This window comes from Helicobacter bilis, from assembly GCF_900198365.1.
GTDB classification, from domain to species: domain Bacteria; phylum Campylobacterota; class Campylobacteria; order Campylobacterales; family Helicobacteraceae; genus Helicobacter_A; species Helicobacter_A bilis_B.
On sequence record NZ_FZMS01000001.1, the window covers coordinates 47,781 to 68,786 of the forward strand.

General features: G+C 35.5%; 16 protein-coding genes. 10 read left to right on the forward strand and 6 right to left on the reverse strand.

All coding sequences use genetic code 11. The features are described 5' to 3' along the window. The first annotated feature begins 59 nt into the window (after nt 1–59). Entirely contained in the window at nt 60–1,073 is a 1,014-nt protein-coding gene (locus tag C6H08_RS00295) for a toxin-antitoxin system YwqK family antitoxin (protein WP_034562985.1), read from the forward strand. 114 nt (nt 1,074–1,187) lie between these two features. On the opposite strand, the gene rimM is transcribed toward C6H08_RS00295, so the two are convergent. The 3 genes from rimM to rpsP are packed head-to-tail and all read right to left on the reverse strand — an operon-like array spanning nt 1,188 to nt 2,400. Then, nucleotides 1,188–1,853: a ribosome maturation factor RimM gene (rimM, locus tag C6H08_RS00300; RefSeq protein ID WP_034580132.1), complete on the reverse strand. Its 666-nt coding sequence runs from the start codon at nt 1,851–1,853 to the stop codon at nt 1,188–1,190. 12 nt (nt 1,854–1,865) lie between these two features. After that, complete coding sequence (locus tag C6H08_RS00305) at nt 1,866–2,168, reverse strand: KH domain-containing protein (RefSeq protein ID WP_034562981.1); 303 nt, start codon at nt 2,166–2,168, stop codon at nt 1,866–1,868. Between the two features lie 4 nt (nt 2,169–2,172). Next, the gene (rpsP, locus tag C6H08_RS00310) at nt 2,173–2,400 is read right to left on the reverse strand and encodes a 30S ribosomal protein S16 (RefSeq protein ID WP_004084322.1); all 228 of its coding nucleotides are present in this window, start codon (nt 2,398–2,400) and stop codon (nt 2,173–2,175) included. 226 nt (nt 2,401–2,626) lie between these two features. On the opposite strand from rpsP, the gene C6H08_RS00315 reads away from it, so the two are divergent. From C6H08_RS00315 to C6H08_RS00330, 4 genes are all read left to right on the forward strand, one after another. After that, the gene (locus C6H08_RS00315; RefSeq protein WP_034580131.1) at nt 2,627–5,404 is read left to right on the forward strand and encodes a heavy metal translocating P-type ATPase; all 2,778 of its coding nucleotides are present in this window, start codon (nt 2,627–2,629) and stop codon (nt 5,402–5,404) included. 75 nt (nt 5,405–5,479) lie between these two features. Then, nucleotides 5,480–7,951 carry an outer membrane protein assembly factor BamA gene (gene bamA, locus C6H08_RS00320; protein WP_034562976.1) on the forward strand — a complete coding sequence of 824 codons (2,472 nt, stop codon included), beginning with the start codon at nt 5,480–5,482 and terminating at the stop codon, nt 7,949–7,951. A gap of 75 nt (nt 7,952–8,026) precedes the next feature. Then, nucleotides 8,027–9,064 carry a hypothetical protein gene (locus C6H08_RS00325; protein ID WP_034562974.1) on the forward strand — a complete coding sequence of 346 codons (1,038 nt, stop codon included), beginning with the start codon at nt 8,027–8,029 and terminating at the stop codon, nt 9,062–9,064. Nucleotides 9,065–9,094: 30 nt separating this feature from the next. Beyond that, nucleotides 9,095–9,418, forward strand: a complete 324-nt coding sequence (locus C6H08_RS00330) for a hypothetical protein (protein WP_034562972.1) — start codon at nt 9,095–9,097, stop codon at nt 9,416–9,418. A gap of 81 nt (nt 9,419–9,499) precedes the next feature. Here the strand turns inward: C6H08_RS00330 and C6H08_RS00335 are convergent, their stop codons facing one another. After that, a complete protein-coding gene (locus C6H08_RS00335; RefSeq protein ID WP_158656776.1) occupies nt 9,500–10,942 on the reverse strand; it encodes a DUF2972 domain-containing protein in 1,443 nt (480 codons plus the stop codon). Between the two features lie 365 nt (nt 10,943–11,307). Here C6H08_RS00335 and flgE point away from each other — a divergent pair, with 365 nt between their 5' ends. The 5 genes from flgE to C6H08_RS00360 all read left to right on the forward strand — a co-directional run bounded on the left by flgE (nt 11,308) and on the right by C6H08_RS00360 (nt 18,841). Further along, nucleotides 11,308–13,464, forward strand: a complete 2,157-nt coding sequence (flgE, locus tag C6H08_RS00340; RefSeq protein WP_034580128.1) for a flagellar hook protein FlgE — start codon at nt 11,308–11,310, stop codon at nt 13,462–13,464. 33 nt (nt 13,465–13,497) lie between these two features. Further along, nucleotides 13,498–13,914 (forward strand): hypothetical protein, encoded by a 417-nt coding sequence (locus C6H08_RS00345; RefSeq protein ID WP_034580127.1) that lies wholly within the window; start codon nt 13,498–13,500, stop codon nt 13,912–13,914. Nucleotides 13,915–14,645: 731 nt separating this feature from the next. Beyond that, nucleotides 14,646–15,902, forward strand: a complete 1,257-nt coding sequence (gene gabT / locus C6H08_RS00350; protein WP_034563463.1) for a 4-aminobutyrate--2-oxoglutarate transaminase — start codon at nt 14,646–14,648, stop codon at nt 15,900–15,902. After that, nucleotides 15,899–17,344: an NAD-dependent succinate-semialdehyde dehydrogenase gene (locus C6H08_RS00355; RefSeq protein ID WP_034563461.1), complete on the forward strand. Its 1,446-nt coding sequence runs from the start codon at nt 15,899–15,901 to the stop codon at nt 17,342–17,344. Before gabT ends, C6H08_RS00355 begins: the two co-directional genes overlap by 4 nt. 231 nt (nt 17,345–17,575) lie before the next feature. Next, complete coding sequence (locus C6H08_RS00360; RefSeq protein WP_104686059.1) at nt 17,576–18,841, forward strand: aromatic amino acid transport family protein; 1,266 nt, start codon at nt 17,576–17,578, stop codon at nt 18,839–18,841. Nucleotides 18,842–18,877: 36 nt separating this feature from the next. On the opposite strand, the gene ribD is transcribed toward C6H08_RS00360, so the two are convergent. Both ribD and C6H08_RS00370 read right to left on the reverse strand, forming a co-directional pair. After that, a complete protein-coding gene (gene ribD / locus C6H08_RS00365) occupies nt 18,878–20,083 on the reverse strand; it encodes a bifunctional diaminohydroxyphosphoribosylaminopyrimidine deaminase/5-amino-6-(5-phosphoribosylamino)uracil reductase RibD (protein ID WP_052092782.1) in 1,206 nt (401 codons plus the stop codon). A 321-nt stretch (nt 20,084–20,404) separates the two neighbouring features. Further along, on the reverse strand, nt 20,405–21,004 hold the full coding sequence (locus C6H08_RS00370) for a hypothetical protein (protein WP_034580126.1): 600 nt from the start codon (nt 21,002–21,004) through the stop codon (nt 20,405–20,407). Nucleotides 21,005–21,006 lie beyond the last annotated feature (2 nt).

Sequence of the window (21,006 nt, forward strand, 5' to 3'; positions counted from 1 at the left end):
TTATATCTTATAAATATTTTGTAAAATACAGAATCTTTATCTTATTTAAAAGGACAAATATGTTACTAAAAAGTGTGTTTATAGGTTTTCTTTCATTTCATAGTGTAGATGCAACCATGTTAAAAGAATGCGAAAATCACGCAGACATAATAAGCGGTTGTGTAGCAAGAGAATATCATTCAAATGGGAAAATTTATTGGGAAACACCATATAAAAATGGCAAAATAGAAGGTATAGAAAAGCGGTATTATTGGAATGGGAATCTTTGGGCAGAAACGCCATATAAAAATGGTGAAAAGGACGGCATGGTAAAGTCGTATTTTGAGAATGGGAATCTAGAGTTTGAAACACCATATAAGAATGACAAAATAGAAGGTATAGAAAAGTTGTATGATGAGAATGGGAATCTAAAGATTGAAACACCATATAAAAATGGTGAAAAAGAAGGTATAGAAAAATGGTATTATTGGAATGGGAATCTTAGGGCTGAAATACCATATAAAAATTATAAATTCGAAGGCACAGCAAAAGAGTATTATGAAAATGGGAATCTAGAGATTGAAACACCATATAAAAATGACAAAAGAGAAGGCATAGAAAAAGAGTATTATGAGAATGGGAATCTAATGGTGGAAACACCATATAAAAATGGTGAAAAAGAAGGTATAGAAAAGCGGTATTATGAAAATGAGAATATTAGTTGGGAAACACCATATAAAAATGGCAAAATTGAGGGTATAGCAAAAGAGTATGATGAAGATGGGAATCTTGTGAAAGAAGTGCCATATAAAAACAACGAAAGAGAAGGTATAGAAAAATGGTATCATTATGAAAATGGAAACTTGGCGTTAGAAGCATCAGTTTTAAATGATATATTGCATGGGGATATAAAACTCTACACAAAAGATGGAAAACTACTAGCCTTAATTAAAGCCGAGAATAATAAGTTTATAAGTGGAAAATGCTCTAGTGACAAAGCCCTAACAAGTAAAGATTTAGAAGAGAGTAATAAATATCCCTACTTCGAAAGTGCAATTAACCATTTAAAAGCAATATGTGTAGCTAATCCTTGATTTTGTCTTCAGTATATCTGAACTTAACTTTACTTGCAAAAAAAGACATTTTAAGTCGTACGGCTGTTTTATCCACACAAGCATAACACTTCCAAACATTTTTCAAATTAAAATTCAAGCCATGCGTAAAAAGCGTGCGTCTTTTGTGATTATTTGTCTATTTTCTAAATCAACTGAAAGCACATAGCGGTCAATATAAGGTATCAAAAAATGCTTATCAAGCACGAGATAATGTGTATTTGCTATCTCTTGTATGTCTTTTACAATGCCAAGATTTATGCCATCTTCTACTACGCACATGCCGATAATATCAAAGTAGAAAAACTCATCTTTTTCTAGCACGCATAGCTCTCTTGTATCATCAAGCGTGCTATAAAAAAGCATATTGCATAAAAGTTCTGCTTCTTCTTTTCTTATAATTTCTTTAAATTCCATAACCTTTTTTGTGGAATGAAAAGTTTTGAGTATTAGGGGTAAATATGCCCTTGTACTCTCTTGTGTGGGGTTATGTTTTGTAGCTATTAAACTAGCCTTATTCTGTGTTTTGCTTGTGTTGTTAGAATCTAGCTTATTAGGATCAGATAGAATAGATGAAAGCTTATCTATGTATTCCACATAAAATACATTGCCACTAGCTAAAATCTCGGGAAAATCTGTTAGTATCGTAGCACGAACACCGCCTTTTAACCCTACACTTCTACCAAACTTGCCGACAAGAACCATATTCGATGGTGTGAAGTGCGGTAAAGATTCTATGTATTTTGCATGATTAAGGGGCATTAGAATCCAAAGTTATTGCGACTTTGCATTATCGCATGGATTTGTGCTATCATGGGCTACGACTACAAGCTCGTATGAGACATTATCCTTTGCCTTACATGCAGAAACGACATTCTTCAAAGCACTTACCATTTTGCCATCTTTGCCTATTATCTTACCTATATCTTCGTTTGCAACTTGAATGCAAATCATATAGTCAGAATGTTTTCCTGCACTCGTGGTAATTGCCACATCATCTGGATATTTTACAATTTTCTTAACATATTTTTCTAAGAAGTCTTGCACAGAAAACTTTTGCATACTACTTACTGCCATGTAATTATTTGCTTAAAATCGCAACTCTTTCACTCATTTTCGCACCGACACTTTTCCAATATTCTAGTCGCTCTCTATCTAGCTTTACAACTGCTGGATTAGCCACAGGGTTATAAAAACCAATAGATTCAATCCAACCACCATCTCGTCTTTTTCTTGAATCTGTAACTACTATTCTATAAAATGGTTTTTTCTTACGACCCATTCGTGTTAATCTAATTACTGTTGCCATTGTATTCCTTATAAATGAAAAAAATTTTTCGCTATTCTATCACAAAACTATGAATTTTTATAAATATTTTCCCAAAATTAAACTCTTCTTTCCAAAATCTAAACCAAACATACTATGATAGTAAAAAGCAATCAAGCAAAATCAATAAACACACAAGGCAATAAGCAAGTAAAACAATACTAAAATTTTTATTGTAAAATTCATTTATTAAAGATAAAGGCAGAATATGCAGATTCCATGCTCTCATTGTAAGCAAGTATATAATAAAGACGCATTAAAAGAAGTAAAAGATACAGAATCTAAAAAGACTTTATATTTTTGCTGTAATGGCTGTGAGCTTGCCTATTCGCTTTTAAAATCATGCAATTTAGAATCTTTTTATACAAAGCTAGGCGATAATACTCTGCAAACAAAGAAGCTACAAGATTCTAAAGTGGCTACAAACTTTAACTCTATAAATTTCACACAAAAATATCTTAAAGATTCTAATGGTTTAAAGGAAGTGCATTTTATCATAGAAGGCGTTGTGTGTGCGGCATGTGTATGGCTAAATGAGCAGATTTTAGCAAAGATTAAAGGTATAAAAGAACTAAAGATAAACTACACTACACATAAGGCAAAAATACTTTTTGATCCAAGTGAGACAAACTTTCAGCAAATCTATGATGAGATTGCAAAAATAGGCTATAAAGCTATCGTTTATGACCCGCAAGATAGGGAGCAAAATGATAATGTGAGAAATAGGGAATACTACATTAAACTAGCGGTAGCGATATTTTGTGCGATGAATGTTATGTGGGTAAATGTAGGGCAGTATAGTGGCTTTTTTTCTGGGATAGATTCTATATCAAGTAATATTTTAAATCTTGCGAGTTTTATCCTTGCTACACCTGTGCTTTTCTTTTGTGCGAGTGATTTTTATAAACAAGCATATAGGGGGCTAAAAAATGGCGTGATAGGTATGGAAATGCTTGTTATAACTGGCACGACCCTTGTGTATTGCTACTCGATTTATGCGTGGCTTAGTGGGAGTGGGCATACTTATTTTGAATCTGTGTGTATGATTATTTTATTTGTGCTAAGTGCGAAATTTTTAGAATCTTTAAGTCAAAAAAGGGCAAATGATAATCTCTGTAAATTAAATGCGATACTACCGCTTGAGGCAAGAAGAGAGAGTGGCGAAATAGTATCAGTATATGATATAAAGGCTGGGGATACCTTGCTTGTGTTAGCTGGAGAAATGCTTTGTGTTGATGGAGTTTTGCTTAGTCCAAACGCACATTTAGATTATGCTAATATTAGCGGTGAGAGTGTAGCTATCACAAAAGAAGTGAATGAAGAGATTATGGCAGGAGCAATAGCCCTTGATAAGCCGCTTATCTACAAGGCACAAAAAAGCTTTGAAGATTCTAGCATGAGTAAGTTGGCAAGGCTTTTAAAAGAGAGTGAGTTTAGCACACCACAAATCGCAACAACTGCTTTTAAAATCGCTGGGAAGTTTAGTCGCATTGTTTTAAGTATTGCTTTACTTAGCTTTTGCTATTACTATTTTTTCACACAGCATGGCTTTGAGTATGCTTTGCTTATTGCGGTATCTGTGATTGTGATTGCTTGTCCTTGTGCGTTAGCGCTTGCTACGCCCATTGCTAGTGTAGTGAGCTTAAATGTAGGCTTTAAAAATCACATTATCTACACAAAGGCTGACTTTTTAGAATCTCTAGCAAAAGCAGATTCTATAATCTTTGATAAAACAGGCACATTAACACAGGGAAATATGAGTGTAGTGAGTATGACTCAATATAATGGCTTTATGGAATTGCTTGGGGGTTCTGCTTTAGATTCTAAAGATTATCATATTAAACAAAGCGAGATAAATCAAAACTTAGATTCTAAAAATTGTCATATTGACCTTGAGCAAAGCGAAGGGGAAATAAACCTAGATTCTCACTCTTGTCATATTGAGCGTAGCGAAATATCTAATATGGAAAATATAGAATCTAAACAAAGCATAGAGCCTATAAACAAAGATTCCATAAAAGATATAGAATCTACAAAAAGCACCAAAACAAGGCAAATCTGCAGTTTCTTTAGTAAAGAGACAACGCAGGTAAAGCAGAAAGAAAAAGGATTTCTATATGCTTTACTCAAACACAACAACCACACAATCGCAAAAGCTATATTACAATCTTTATATAAGGATAATACAGAATTAGATTCATTAAAAGATTTAGCAAATACATATAATTTTAAAGACTTTTCACTTATTGCAGGGAGTGGATTTGAATCTTATTGTGACAATACACATATTATAGGCGGTAGCAGGGCATATATGGAAAAAATGGGAGTTAGTCTATATAATGATATAGATTCAAATAAGACAAACACAGACGATGATATAACAGAATGCTTCATTGCATATAAATTAGAGAATGAAAAAAGCTACACTCTTGCGTATAGATTTGGTTTAAAAGATTCTATAAAAGATGGAGCAAAAGAGCTTATCTCACTTCTGCATAGTCATAAAAAGAAAGTAAGCATTCTTAGTGGCGATAGAGAAAGTGTTGTAAAAAAAGTCGCACAAGAGTTGCATATCAAAGACTATAAACATTCAAAAACGCCCTTGCAAAAGGCAGAGTTTGTGAAAGATTTAATAGCAAAGGGGCATAATGTCGTTATGATTGGCGATGGATTAAATGATTCACTTGCACTAAAATATGCACAAGTTGGCATTGCCATGGGGAGTGGTAGCGAGATTGCCCTACAATATAGCGATGTGATTATCCTTGATGATAGTCTAAAAAGCCTTTCAAAAGCCTTTAAAATCGCACATAAAACCCTGCGTATTATAAAAGGCAACCTACTTATGAGCTTAGTGTATAATGCCCTTGCTATTCCGCTTGCATTTTTTGGCTTTGTGATTCCATTATTTGCGGCGGCATTTATGAGTTTGAGTTCATTATGTGTTGTGCTAAATTCATTGCGACTCTACAAAAGTAGGCTTTAATATTGTTTTTAATCCGCTATAATTTTAGCTTTTTTGTAAGTTATTGAATCTTTTTTTGAAAATATTGGGAACATTATGCGTCTTTTATTGCTTCTTTTTTGTATGTTTAGTCTATCTTTTGCAGAAGTTATACAATCTGTAAAAGTGAATAATATTACTTATATGTCAGAATCTCTAGCAAAAGATATAATCAATATAAAATCAGGTGAAAAGCTTGACTATGGCAAGGTAGATGCTGCTATCCTAGCCCTTTATAAGCAAGGCTACTTTAATGATATTTATGCGACTTTTGATAATGGAATCTTGCAATTTTTTGTAAAAGAGAAACCAGCTATTGCAAGCATTGAGCTAAAAGGCTATGGCACACAGAGTGAAAAAGAGACAATTTATGGGCAGATTGGAATCAAAAAGGGCGATACCTATGATGATATAAAGCTAGATAAAGCCCTTGAAACACTCAAACAAATGTTAGAATATAAGGGCTATTATGGCAGTGTGATTGAGCCTAGCGTAGTAGAGCTTAGTGAGGGCAGAGCAGTAGCAATTACCTTAAATGTTAATCGTGGGGATACAATCATCATTGAAAAAAGCTATTATGAGGGTGCTACAAAGCTACCAAAAAGAAAGTTAGAATCTCTTAGTGCGAATAAGCAAAGAGATTTTATGGGGTGGTTACCCGGGCTTAATGCAGGTAAGCTTATGCTAGGTGAGATTGAGCTTGATTCATTACGCATACAAGATTCTTATATGCGTAATGGCTTTTTAGACGCACAGGTATCAAATCCGCTTCTTTCAGTCAATATGACAAATCACAAAGCACAGCTTTACTACAATGTAAGCGAGGGAGAGCAGTATAAAGTCAGTGGAATCTCTTTTGTGATTGATAAAGACCATGAAGGCGAGATTACAGAAGAAGAACTAAAAAAAGATTTAAGCACTAAGATTGGCGAAGTCTTTAATATACAAAATGTAAGAGATGATTCTCAACGCATAAAGCTAAAAGTAGCCGATTTAGGTTATGCTTATGTCGCAGTGAATCCAGACTTAAAAAAGAATGCAGAAAAGCAAGAAGTAGAAGTTGTGTTTCACATTGACTTTGGTAAAAAAGTGCGTATTAATGATGTCTTAATCACAGGTAACACACGAACAGGTGATAGAATCATACGCCGTGAAATCCTCATCGCACCGGGTGATATCTACTCTTTAGGCAAGATTCAAAGCAGTGAGATTGCATTAAAGCGTATTGGCTATTTTGAAAATGTCCGCATTGATGAAAGGCGTATTAGCGAAGATTCTATGGATTTAGTCGTAAATGTTACAGAGGGTAGGACAGGGGAGCTTACCTTTGGTATCGGTTATGGTAGCTTTTATGGACTTATGGTCAATGCGAGTGTAAATGAGCGCAATCTCTTTGGCAGTGGCTTTGGGGCAAGTTTATATGCGAATGTAAGCTTTGGGGGCGATCTCTCTTTTTATAATGCAAGCACTAGCTTTTTTACCGCTACACAACAAGCCTTTAATCTAAGCCTTACAAACCCTAGAATCCTAGATTCTAAATGGAGTTTATCTATGAATCTCTATTATAGTCGCTACCTTAACTATGTTTATACGCAGCAAAGCGTAGGTGGTGGCTTCACTGTTGGGCGATTATTACTTCCTACTTTAAGGCTTAATGTAGGCTATGATATCAATAAAACAGATACCTTTGGATTCTACAATCTCTACACAGGACAAGCCCAACCGCAGTATCAAAAGTATTATGATTCTGGAAATCAAGGCTTATGGGATAGAAGCTATTCTGGTTGGGATAATGCTCCAATTAAAAGCTCTATTACCCCAAGCCTTGTATTTGATAACACAGATGACTACTATTTTCCTAAAAATGGTAACTCTACAACGCTTTCTTTAAATATCGCAGGTATTGGTGGTGATGTGTATTATACAAAGCTATATGCGAAGACTGGATTCTATTTTGATATTAGCAAATGGACTAAAATCGATTTAATCGCACGATATAAGGCACAAGGTGGCTATCTCTTCCGCTATAATCCAAACCACTTCTTACCACTTAATGATACTTTCTATATGGGTGGTGTAGGCACAATCAGGGGATATTCAAGCTATTCTATTACACCGCTAGATAGCGATGGCTTACGCGTAGGTGGCGATGGAATCTTTACAAATTCAGTAGAGCTTAGCTATGGCTTAATCCCTAGTGCAAAAATGCGTGTAGCCTTATATGCAGATTATGGGATCTTGACCTATCATGGTGCAAATGGTGCGGCAAACTTTAAGCAATATGGCACAATTTATGGTAACTCAAGTATATTAGCAAGGGGTGCAGCAGGTGTCGCAGTCGAATGGGTATCGCCTATGGGACCCATTGTAATAGTAATCCCTATGCTATGGTATGGACCAACAGACCCTATGGGTATAGGACCTAGCAAAATCTTTAGCTATGGCACAGCAAATGACATTCGTGCAAGTGGTGGCTATCTTACAAACTATCCTAGCTTTTTTGAATTTACTATGGGGACTAGATTCTAATCTTTGTATTCCTATGTGTAATGCGGATTCTAAAAGCTATTTTGAAAGTGTGCGGATAAGTTTGCAAGGATTTATATGTCATTATCATCATATATTTTGAACGCATTATCTTTGCGACAAAAGATAGTCGTTATTCTGCTTTTTAGTAGCGTTATGCTTGGTATTGTAAGTGTGTGTATTATGCGTAGTGAGTGGATATTCTCACTTCTTTGTGGCTGCTTATCTTATATACTACTTATGATAGTAACATTTCAGTCTATCCGCACAAAGATTACACAAAAGATACAAGAAGCCGACACAGAAGAAAAACTACTCAAATACGCAAGCAAATACGATGATGAAATGCAAGATATTACACAAAAAGTTATCTCACAAGATTCTAAGCATAACGCAGAATCTTATCCAAACGAGTGGGCTGTGGGGTTTAGGGCGCAAAATAGCAAGATTTTAGAATCTCAACCATTTGGGCGGGTGCAGGGCGTAGGGGTGCAAGATAATGAGAATTTAGAATCTACACAAAACACCCCAACCCATACAGCACAGAATTTAGAATTTAATAATTGTCATATTAACCAAAGCGAAAGGGAAATATCTAGCAAATCTTTAAAACAGAATCTAGATTCTATTCCTTATAAGCAGAGTGCAGAGCTTAAAACACAAGATAAACAAAATCTAGATTCTAAACCTTGTCATATTGAGCGAAGCGAAATATCTAATATGAAAAATATAGAATCTAAACTAAGCAAAGATTCCATAAATAAAGATTCTTCAATCCCCCCAAATACCCAAACAACAGAAAATACAGAATCTAATCCCACCGCAAAGCAAAGCAAAAAAGAAAAAAGCAAAGAGAGATTAAAACTTCTTGATTTATCAAAGGCGAGTTTAGGCTTTGAGCTTAGCTTTTCACTCCCTAGAATCTTTGTATTCATTGGCATGATTGTGTGTTGTGTTGTGCTAGTGTGGTTTAGGGCATTCTATCCACTTGTATATCTTTTTGGTGTATTTCTTGGCGTTGTGCTTATTATGTGCTTTTTACTTATGAAGCGATGGCATGATGATTTTATGCAAAATTCACATAAACACGACACCAAATCATGCAAAACTTGCTAGAATCTACAAAATCTTTTAATAGGAGCGGTTATGAAACATGTAGGTTTTGTATTTTTTGTGAGTGCGTTTCTTATGGTAAAGTTAGCATTTTGTGTGCCTGCTACAATCCAAAATGCTTATGATAATATTTGCTGGACTTGTTATAGCCCAGAAGTTGCAGTGCAGAATTTTCTCTCAAAATACCGCGAACCATTGCGGAATCTATGCTTCAAAAAAGATGCTAAAGCATGTGAAATGATGGCTACTCTCTACTCGGCATTACAAAATGACATAGACGCACAAGACTATTACCAAATGGCTTGCAAACTTGGTGTAAAAGACTCTTGTGCTAAGGTGGATGTAGAAGAAGAATGATTAAAATCTGGTAATTTTTGGCCAAAAACGGCTGTTCAGATTTAGATAAGGCATGATACGGCCTTGGCAATTGCTTGAGATTTACTTAGTAACCACATTGTCTTGTTTGCACATTTCTTCAAATTCCATATAATATTCCCAGTTATTTACAATGTCTGGTCTATGCTTCTTAATATGCGTTAAGTTTGGGTCTAGTATGGCTTTTAGCTTTTGTCTTTCTTCCTTGTTGTGTCGTAAATATTCTAGTATATCTTTTTCTCTTACAAGGTTTTTATCTGCCCTTTTTACCTCAAAATCAATCTCGCTTATTAATTCGGTTAAATATGCAAAAACTGCTTCATGTAATTTTTTGTCAGCACAAAGCGATTCATACTTATCTTTTTTTATATAAATGCTAAAGGTGTGATTAATTCCGCTACAAACTTGTGGGCTTATGTCAATCTCATCGGTGTTTTTTGGAAAATCTATGGTGATTAAATACGCATTTTCATTTATTGTTGCATTCCCATTGTTTGTTTCATTATGCTTTGAATATATGTTATCTATATCTTCAGCATCAACATAGAGATAAATGGGCAATATCATCAAAAGATTACCCGTAAAAACATTGGTGGTAAAAGGCTTTTTGCATTCTTTTGTTGGTTTTTTGAAACCAAACTCTTTTGAGAGTTTTTTAAAGGTTTCAAATGCTGTGTCAGTACTAATTTCTTTCGTATCTATATAGCGGACATAGGAATGCTTGATTAAAGATACTAGGGCGTTTTGAGGAAATATTCTGCCATAACCAAATAAAAAACGATTTGATATATCATTAATTGTAAAATCATCTCGATTGAGATATTTTGTTATTTCGTGATAATCGCTAGTAAGATTAATTTTTTCATGTTGTTTAAACACAAAATTTCTATTTAGCATATGTCTTATTAATCCAATTGGATCACGCATTTGACACAAGACTGGCACATTTGCCTGAATTAGATGGAGAAATTTATGATAACCATCAGGATCTACACATCGATTAATGTCGTATTCGATTATGGTAAGGAAGTTGTAATCATACTTATTGTATTGCAACTCCTCAAAATAGATTTTATAAGATTCCACGCCGAGCTTTTGATGAAAGTCTTCCGTAAGAATCTCAACAACACCCAAAGCTTCAAACATTCTAGTTGTTGAATTTACACCAACACCATGCGAAGCAACCCGCACAAACTTATAATTGTTTGGCAAAGGTAAATTCAGTGCCCATGCCAAACCGCTATATGTAGTGTCGTAATTAATATGCCTTGGATTTATGAGTGGCGGATATTGGATGGAATTTATTAAAGATTGATTGTTTTGTGTAGTTTGACTATTTGTGGGGGGGGGGGGGGTGAAATTGATAAAATCATGCATGCTATCAAACTTTATATTATATTTTTGCGTGATTGTATCTATATATTCTTTCTTAAAAGTATCAGATTCTAACCACTCTATGTGTTTCTTAAGATTCTTTGCGAAAAATATAGGATTGGCAATAATCATTTCTTTATAATTGTTAATAAATCTGTTTTTCAAAATAATAAAAGTTGGATATTGTTTAGCGCTCAATGCTATTTTTGGATACACATATAATAAGCAGGGGACAAATAATTTGTTAAGTGCTGGCAATAACTTTGATTTTCTCAAAACATATATGCACGACCTATATATTCCCTCGCGTTTAAGTATCTTAAGGCTCCTAGAATCTTTAAAACCCATACTGTTTCCTATCGTAATATTTGTGTGTGAATTATAGCCAAAACGCAAGCGATATGCAACACAGTTCGCACATATAACCAAAAGTGTCTATATTTTTGGAACTCTATTTGCTTCACATATCAAAATTTCAATTATTGTAAAGGATTTCTATGCTACGCTCATTATGGTCAGGTGTGAGTGGGCTTCAAGCTCACCAAGTTGCATTAGATGTAGAGAGTAATAACATTGCCAATGTGAATACGGTTGGTTTTAAATATTCTCGTGCATCTTTTGTAGATATGCTTTCTCAAGTAAAACAAATTGCTACTTCGCCCTATAAAAATGGACTTGGAGGGCAAAACGACTTTTCAGTTGGTATGGGTGTTGGTGTAAATGCGACAACAAAGGTTTTCTCGCAAGGTAATACACAAAATACAGATGTAAAGACTGATTTGGCTATTGAGGGAGATGGCTTTTTTATCATCAGTAGAGATAGGGGTGAGACAAAAAACTATACTAGAGATGGTGAGTTTTTGTTTGATGCAAAAGGGAATCTCGTAACAAATGGTGGTTATGTAGTGCAAGGTTGGAATAGACCGCCAATCGATCAGGGTTCTGGCTCTACAATGACTGATAATGAATTTTTCAAGGTAGATAATACAGGACCACTTGAAAGCATTCAAATTGATCCCGGTATGGTTATGCCTGCACGCCCTACAAGCAAGGTAACACTTAGAGCAAACCTTAGTGCAGGAAGACATGTAGATGATGTGGTAAATGTTTCTGCTCTAGATTCTACAACTTATACTGCCGCTGATGGCATTAGTCCAAAGTATGATTCTAAAGGGAATCTTACTCAAATGGCAGAGGATTTTGGTGCGTTATTTAATGCTGATGGTGACTCTTTTGCGTTAAATGAAAATCAAGGCTTTTGGATGAGTTATAAGACTTCACGCCTTGTAAATAATGTAGTTACTACAAAAGAACCAAGCGTATTGTATCTTAACGGACAAAAAGTAAGCTTTACAAATGATTCTGGACTTTCTGGCACAAGCACACTTGCAGCAGCAGTGTCAGCGATTAATGCAGTGCGCGATAAAACAGGTATTGAAGCGTATGTAGATAATGGACAATTACGACTTGAAAACCGCAATGAAATGGATGGCGATGAGAACACAAAAAACATCATCGTTACAAAAAGTGGGACAGGTGCATTTGCAAACTTTGTAGAAGGTGATAAAGACATCACAGCATTCCGCTATCGCTATACAAAGTCAAATGACCCAGATTCTACAACAGGGCAGTTTAAAACAACAGAAGATTTACGCGCATTAATGCAATATGATGCAAATATGATAAAAAGCCCGGGTAAAGAATATAAAGATAGCACAGCAAGTGTAAGCGTTACGCTTAATCGCTTTGGTATGTTTGAGATTTCAAACAAAGATAATGATGATGGTGTAACAGATAACTTACAAATTATGGCAAGTGCATATAGCTCAGGGCAAGTATCAAGCAATATATTATTGCGTGATGCAATGCGTGCGTTAAATACAGCTTCACTTATTGAGGGTGGCTCAAGCGTAGCAAGTGGTAAATTCACACATGCAAGACATGCTACAAGTGTTGATTTATTTGATACTTTAGGCACAAAGCATACTATACGATTTGAGTTTATAAAAAGTGGTGGTAAGGAATGGACATTTAGAGCTATCGTGCCAGAACCAGCACAATTTATAGGTGGTAGTGCGGATAATCCAAACATGTTTGAGGGTGGTAGAGTATCATTTAATAATGATGGTAGCTTAGCAGGTATGAATCCGCCTATGTTGCAGTTTGATCCAAAAAATGGTGCTGAATCTCCACAAAGAATTGAGTTAAACTTTGGTAAAAATCAAACTTTTGATGGCTTAACAAGCGTAGATAAGCGTTCAGAAACCTATAACATAGCACAAAATGGCTATAACGCTGGGGACTTAATGGATGTGCGATTTGATGCAAATGGTGCTTTGCTTGGTGCATTTAGCAATGGTAAAACTCTAGCATTAGCACAAGTTGGTTTAGCAAACTTTGCAAATAGTGCAGGTTTACAAGCAGAAGGAAACAATATCTTCTCTGAAACAGGCAATAGCGGTGAGCCAATCATAGGTGCAGCAAACACGGGACGAAGAGGCGGCGTGAGTGGGTCTAAGCTTGAGATGAGTAATGTGGATTTAAGTAGAGCTTTAACACAATTAATTGTCGTGCAAAGAGGCTTCCAAGCAAACTCAAAAGCTATTACGACATCAGATCAGATTCTAAACACACTCTTAAGCTTGAAGCAGTAAGGAATATTTTAAGCAGTTGAAAGGAGGTAACAAATGGATATTGTTTTAGCAATGCTTGCTGATAATGCGGCAAAAAAGATTAGTGAGAAAAAGTGGGATAAGTTCCCTTATAGCATGGAGCGACACGCAAAGGAAAATCAGAGTGTGCAAAACTATGCTTTGTATCACTACATTATGAAAAATGCGATGCGTTATCCACAAGAATGGGTCATAAATGGCTATGGTGCAAAAGCATTAGCAAAGGTATGTCTAAGCGGCAAGGAAGTAGAACTTAGCAATATTGAAATTTTACAAAAAACAGATGGATTAAGCGATGAGGTGGTGCAACAAGAAGTTACGAAGACATTCAATCGTGCAAGTAATGATTTCCCAGCATTAAGAGATTCTGATAATATCTCTAAAGATGTATGTCTTGTGTTTCCACTTGAGTGGAAGTCTGTTGGCGCTTAAGCTTTTATTTAAGACTTTTATTGACTTTTAACTTATAACTTGTTTTATGAGTTTGGGTGTTATCATTTAACGCGATTACCCCCCCCCCCCCCTCCAATATGTTATAAACTTATCCGTGTGTATTTGCATGGATAAGTTTCTTCATTTAGAATCTAAACCCTAAAATGTATCTTGGATAAAAAACATAGAACGCAATACATAAAACAGCATAGATTGCCACGACTTGCAATGTAAGTCTTATAATGACATTAAGCATAGAATCAAAAACTTCATTTAATCATGTAAATATAATTTAAATACTCAGAGATTTTTGCTCTTTTAGTGTATAATAATTTCCCTAAGATACTTTTAATCATGTTACTTAAATATACAATAGTATTTTATTTGTATGTATTTAAGTAACATATAATTTGTTGTCATCAAGTTTTATAAAATCAAGATAATTTTTATAAAATCTGCCTATCAAACACTTATGCAATCGCATGTCTATCATCACAAATAAGCCTTTTATTTTCTGTGTTTTGAAATTTCATTATATTTCCCAAAGTTTATTTAGCAAAACCAGATTCTATTAAGAAACTCAAAAATGTGTAAAAAAGTAATCATTAGGCAATGAAAACACAAAACATTATATACTTTTTATATTTTTTCCTTTTTGTTGTGTTACATTTTAGCCATACATTTTGCAAGCCAAGATGAATTTTATGATTTTGATATTAAGGATGGATTCTATGAGTGATTTAATGAAACGCAGAGAGGAAGCAACACCAAAGGGCATTAGCGTATTGTGCGATTGGTTTGTAGAAAAAGCAGAAAATGCGACACTTTGGGATACAAATGGTAAAGAGTATATCGACTTTGCTGCTGGTATCGCGGTACTTAATGTTGGACATCGTCATCCACGAATAATTGAAGCTGTAAAAAAACAGCTCGATCGTTTTACACATACAGCATATCAGGTAACACCTTATGAAAGCTATATCGCGTTAGCAGAAAAAATTAATGAGTTGGCACCAATTAGCGGCAAGAAGAAAACTTGCTTTTTTACCACAGGTGGAGAGGCGACTGAAAATGCCATTAAAGTGGCAAAAGCAAAGACAAAGCGATATGGTATTATCGCTTTTGGCGGTAGCTTTCATGGTAGGACTGCAGCAGCAGTAGGTATGACAGGTAAAGTTGTGCCTTATAAAGCAGAACTTGGTATCGGTATGGTTGGAATCTATCATGGTCTCTATCCAAATAAGCTCCATAATATCAGTGTAGAAGATGCGCTAAAAAGCCTTGATCACATTTGCAAAAGCTCTATATCGCCTTATGATGTTGCAGCTATCATTTTTGAGCCAGTGCAAGGTGAAGGTGGGTTTAATCCTGCGCCCAAAGAGTTTGTTGAAGGTTTGCGTGCGTTTGCGGATAAATATGGCATTGTATTAATCGCTGATGAGGTGCAAACAGGCTTTGGTAGGACAGGTAAAATGTTTGCGATGGAATATCATAGTGTTTCACCCGATATTATCTGTATGGCGAAAAGTCTTGGCGGTGGATTCCCTATCTCTGGTATCGTAGGTAAAGCTGAAGTTATGGATTCTGTAAGTGCTGGTGGTATGGGTGGAACTTATGCTGGTAGCCCTCTTGCAACTGCAGCTGGACTTGAAGTATTAAATATCATAAAAGAAGAAAAACTTCTTGATAGATCAAATAAACTTGGAGAGCAACTAAAGACTTTCTTACAAGGTTTAGGACATAAAGAGATCGCTGAAGTGCGTCAAGTAGGCTCTATGGTAGCAGTTGAATTCTTCAAAAACAATGAACCAAGCAGTGATATTGCTAAAAAAGTGCAAACACTTGCTATGCCTAAGGGCTTATTACTACTTACTTGTGGTAGCTATGGAAATGTTATTCGCTTCCTTTATCCGCTTACTATTCCGCAAGAGCAGTTTGACAAGGCATTAAATATCCTTAAAGAAGTTATTGCGGAGGCGGTAAAATGAGTTTAAACACACAACATTTAGCACTTTTGGGACATGAGTTTGTTTCACAAAGTAAAAAAGATGGATTCATAGCGGTTAATAACCCCGCAACAGGTGAAGACTTAGCGTTTGTGTATGACATAAAAGAGCAAGAACTCCAAGATATTATCACAAAATCTCAAGTCGCACAGAAAAAATGGGCAGCCCTTTTAGCAGTGGAGAGAGCAAATATCCTTTTAAAATGGTATGACTTAATGCTAGAGCATAAACAAGCATTAGCTGAGATTCTCACACAAGAGATGGGCAAGCCTTTAGCTGAAGCAAGTGGTGAAATAGTGTATGCGGCTAACTTTATTCGCTGGTTTGCTGAAGAGTGCAGACGCATTGATGGTGATATTTTACAATCTGCACAGCAAAATCAAAAGTTGCTTGTATTAAAACAACCTATTGGTGTTTGTGGAGCGATCACTCCGTGGAATTTCCCTTCCGCTATGATTACAAGAAAGGTAGCACCAGCTTTAGCTAGTGGTTGCTCTATGATTGTAAAACCTGCTACGCAAACGCCTTTAAGTGCGTATGCGCTTTTAGTGCTTGCGTATAAAGCTGGGATTCCAAAAGATTTATTACAAGTTGTAACAGGTAAGGCAAGCATGATTAGCAAAGTGCTTTGTGAATCTGATATTGTAAGAAAGATCACTTTCACAGGTTCAACAGAAGTAGGCAGAACGCTTATGGCTCAAAGTGCGAATACGATTAAAAAGCTTTCATTAGAGTTAGGCGGCAATGCACCATTTATAGTATTTGATGATGCAAATGTTGATGAAGCAGTCAAAGGTATGCTTGCATCAAAATTCCGCAATAGCGGACAAACTTGCGTTTGTGCGAATAGAATCTATGTGCAAAGTGGAATCTATGATAAGGTAGCACAAGCCCTAAAACAAGAAGTGGAAAAACTACAAGTTGGCAATGGTTTAGAATCTGGCACAACGCAAGGTCCTCTCATTGACACAAAAGCTGTTGCAAAAGTAGAAGAACATATTGCTGATGCGACAAGCAAAGGTGCGAAAGTGCTAAGTGGTGGTAAGCCGCATTCTAAAGGATTAAGCTTTTTTGAGCCGACAATTCTAACTGGTGTTACAAAAGAAATGGCAGTAGCAAGAGAAGAGACTTTTGGTCCATTAGCTCCACTCTTTAAATTTGACACAGAAGAAGAAGTCATATCTATGGCGAATAATACTGAATTTGGTTTAGCAGCATATCTTTACACAAATAATGCCGCAAGGCAATGGCGTGTCGGCGAAGCGTTAGAATATGGTATCGTTGGTATTAATACGGGTATTATCTCAACTGAAGTAGCACCATTTGGCGGTGTGAAACAAAGCGGTTTGGGTAGAGAAGGCTCAAAATATGGTATAGACGATTACCTTGAAATTAAATATATGTGTGTAAATTTGGGTAATTAGAAAACATTACCCCTTATATACTTGCAATATAGGCACAATATTTTGTCGCAAGTATCTGTCTATAATAGCTGAATGTGGCGGTGCATTCTCATATTCAGTTTAGGATTAATATTTGATATATCCTAGCATAGCTTATAGACAGCTATTGTTACTGCATTGAACTTAATGCAACACAAACTTACCGCTACGCTCGTTTGTAGTCAAAATTTAAGAAAATTAGAGGAGCATATATTGAAATTAAAAGACGCTAAACAGGAATTTATCGCCGAACTCAAAGGACATCCAAAGACAAAAAAGCTTACTTTCCTTGAAGGTGTAGCAATGCTTGTTGGGACAAATATAGGTATTGGAATCTTGAGTATAGCCAATACCGCAAAGGGTGCGGGATTTTTTCCACTTTTATTTTGGCTTATTGTTGGCGGCATTCTTTCAACTATTACTATGCTTTATATAGCTGAAGCTACATTGCGGACAAAAGCACATTTACAACTTACAGGACTTTCTGTCCGCTATATAGGACCAGTAGCAAAATATCTTATGTTTATCTCTGTAGCAGTTACTGCTATTGGAGCATTAATCGCCTATGAAGCCGCAGCAGGTAGAATCATAAATAAAATCTTTGATATCCCGGAGAAATGGGGTAGTATTTTATTTTTTATCCCAGCTTCAGGTGTGCTATGGCTTGGATTAAAAGCAATAGGAAGGGGGGAAAAGCAAATTATTGGTATAATGTTTGGCATCCTTGTAGCACTTGTTATAGCGACTTTTTTTAAAGCAGAACTTAATTTTAGTAATGCGCTTGAAATGCACTGGGATTTAGTTGCTATTTTACCTATCTTTAACACGGTGGTATTTGTATATTCTTCACAATATATAGTGCCAGAAATGGCGAGAGGCTTTTCACATAAACCAGAAATGCTACCAAAAGCCATCGTGCTTGGCAACTTTATCACTTTTGCCCTGCTTGCCCTTGTGCCACTTTCTGCTATTGTATTAGAAGGATTACGAAATATTTCAGATGTTGTTACAATCTCTTGGGGTAAGGCTATTGGTGATTGGGCGTTTTTGATTGCTAATCTCTTTGGTTTATTTGCTGTGCTTACTTCATATTGGGGGCTTGGCGGTATGTTTGTTACAAACATTGCCGACCAGATTAATAAAGATGCAGACAATAATCTCACTTTACGCTTTGTTATCTTGCTATTTGTAGCCGTTCCACCTTTAGCTATCGTGCTATTGCAACTCATTGATTCTATAGACCAAGCATTATATTGGCCCGGTGTTGTGGGTGCTTTAATCCTTAGCTTTTTCCCCATACTTATTTTACAGAATGCGCGTAAAAATGGCGACCATGAAGCAACATGGGTATGTCCGCCTATACTGACTAATTGGGGAGCAAAGATCACCATTATTCTTGTGTATTTATTTGCTACACTCTTTAGCATCGCAGCAAAATATGGATTTTTAGATAAAGTCATTAGTATGCTTGGCATGTAGCTATTGCAAAGGTCTTGCATATAATCTTTGTATTATCTATGTAGCGAATAGGTAATACAAGATGTTTGCCATAGTTTCATTACCCCTTATCGTTTTATTTGTCTTTTGCAACCAAAAATCTGTCAGTGTAGTTGTATGTGCTAGTGTGTATTGAATCTTGTTTTCATTTCTATTAGACTCTATCATAGCTTTATGCACTATATCTTCATCTAGATTAAAGGCAGGGGCAATATAACCCATAATGCAATCAATTGGCATGGCATTCTCTGTCTCTATATCTTGCAGCAATGAATTAAGAAATGCAAATCCCCCCTCAATAATCTTAAACCCACTACTTGGAATCTCCCTAACAGATCGAATAATAGATACATTTCTATGGGCTATATTATAGTTTTTGAGATCCTTTTCTTGCATAGTTTTACTTAAGATTAAAATCTTTGGATTTATAGAATCTTGTTGATAAAATGGCAGCGAAAAACGCGTATCAAGCAGCGGATTATCCTCTCTCAAGGTAGCCCCAGATATAATAATGTAGTCAGCAATGCAACGCATATTATGCGTAAAGATTCTAGAATCTTCATTGCTAATAACGCCATTTTTATAATCACCATGCAATCTATGTGCGATTTTAAACAAAGTGAAACTTTGCTTTTTCTGCCATTGCAAAAAAGGGAAAAGAAGTTTATGTGCTTCATCTCTTAAGATTCCATGTGTAATGGGAATATGTGCCAATGTGTTAGCCCCACCACTTGCATTTGGTGTGCTATCCTCATGAGCGATAATAATTCGTTTTGGTGCTATTGTCTCTAAAAGCTTGGCACAAGGTGGTGTTTTGCCATAATGATTGCATGGTTCCAGTGTTACAAAAAATTCGCAATTATGAAATATACCACTATGATAAGCTGTGATAAATTCATGTATATGTTTAGAATCTTGCATATTTTGTAATGTATTTATAATATACGATAAATTATTATCTTTATTTAACCCCTGCTTTTTACAAGATTCTAAAACTGCTATTTTAGCTGCTTCATCATGTGTAATTTTATACAAAAATGCTTCTTTGCATGCAAGCACTTCGGCATGTGGAGTGCCAGCCTTTTTGTGTGCTTGCAGTGCAATTATTGTATTATCACAAAGCACAAGCGACCCAACACAAGGATTTGGCAGCGTCAATGCCTGAAAACTCCACGCATAATCTAGTGCAATACGCATAAAAAAAGAATCTGAATCATGCTTCATATCTATACTCCATGCTGGAATTATAGATTAAAATCTTTCTAAAAACAAGTATATTTATGCTATGTCCCCACTACGATAGAGTTATATTCTGCCAAAGACTTTATCCTTACACTTATGCTGAATTTAGATTCTCAAAGAATAATCTAAGCAACATATACACATAAAAAATAATAATGTTTTAGAATCTAGCGGGGTGTTTTGACTTCATTTTGCATGGGCGGTTTCTTGCTTATACATGCAAAAATACTATGTTTCCAAGTTTCCAAAATCTCAAGCAATAGCAAAATTACACCATGCGCATCATTTAGCCCAAATCTTGAATTATTGATAATTTAGATATTGCAGTATTGCTTCTGTATATGCACCTTTTTGTGTAAAAATAATCGTGCATGATTGTCCTAATGTTTCATTTCTATATAGAATCCATAGTCGTTTAAAGTCTTTATTTTTTGTGTTATCTTTTTGCCAAAGTGTTGTTATATTACCTTTATCGCTTTGTATAATCTCATTCTTTAGTGGCAAATTTTTAGCAATAAAGTCTAAAAATTTTAACTTTTTTAAGGTAATAAGACTTTGCTCTATATCTTTATTGTAGATAAAATATTTTCTAGCCCCACTACTCTCATCACATGGAAATGGCAGGTCAGCAATCTTTTCCCCCTTAAATCGTCCATTCTCCAATGCCCCAAAGACAAGGCTTCTATCTGGTGGATATTCACAAAAATCAATATATGAAAGCCCTGTTATAGAATCTTTTTTTAACTTAAAAGATTCTAATTTCTGTGCCATAGCTTCCTTAAAAAATGGCTCAAACTCTTTGATTATCTCTTGTGCTTGCTTTGTGCTTAACTCTTGTTTCATTAATTCTTGTGCATTTAAGTTGCTTAACATTACACACAAAAATAATATCAAACTTTTCATAC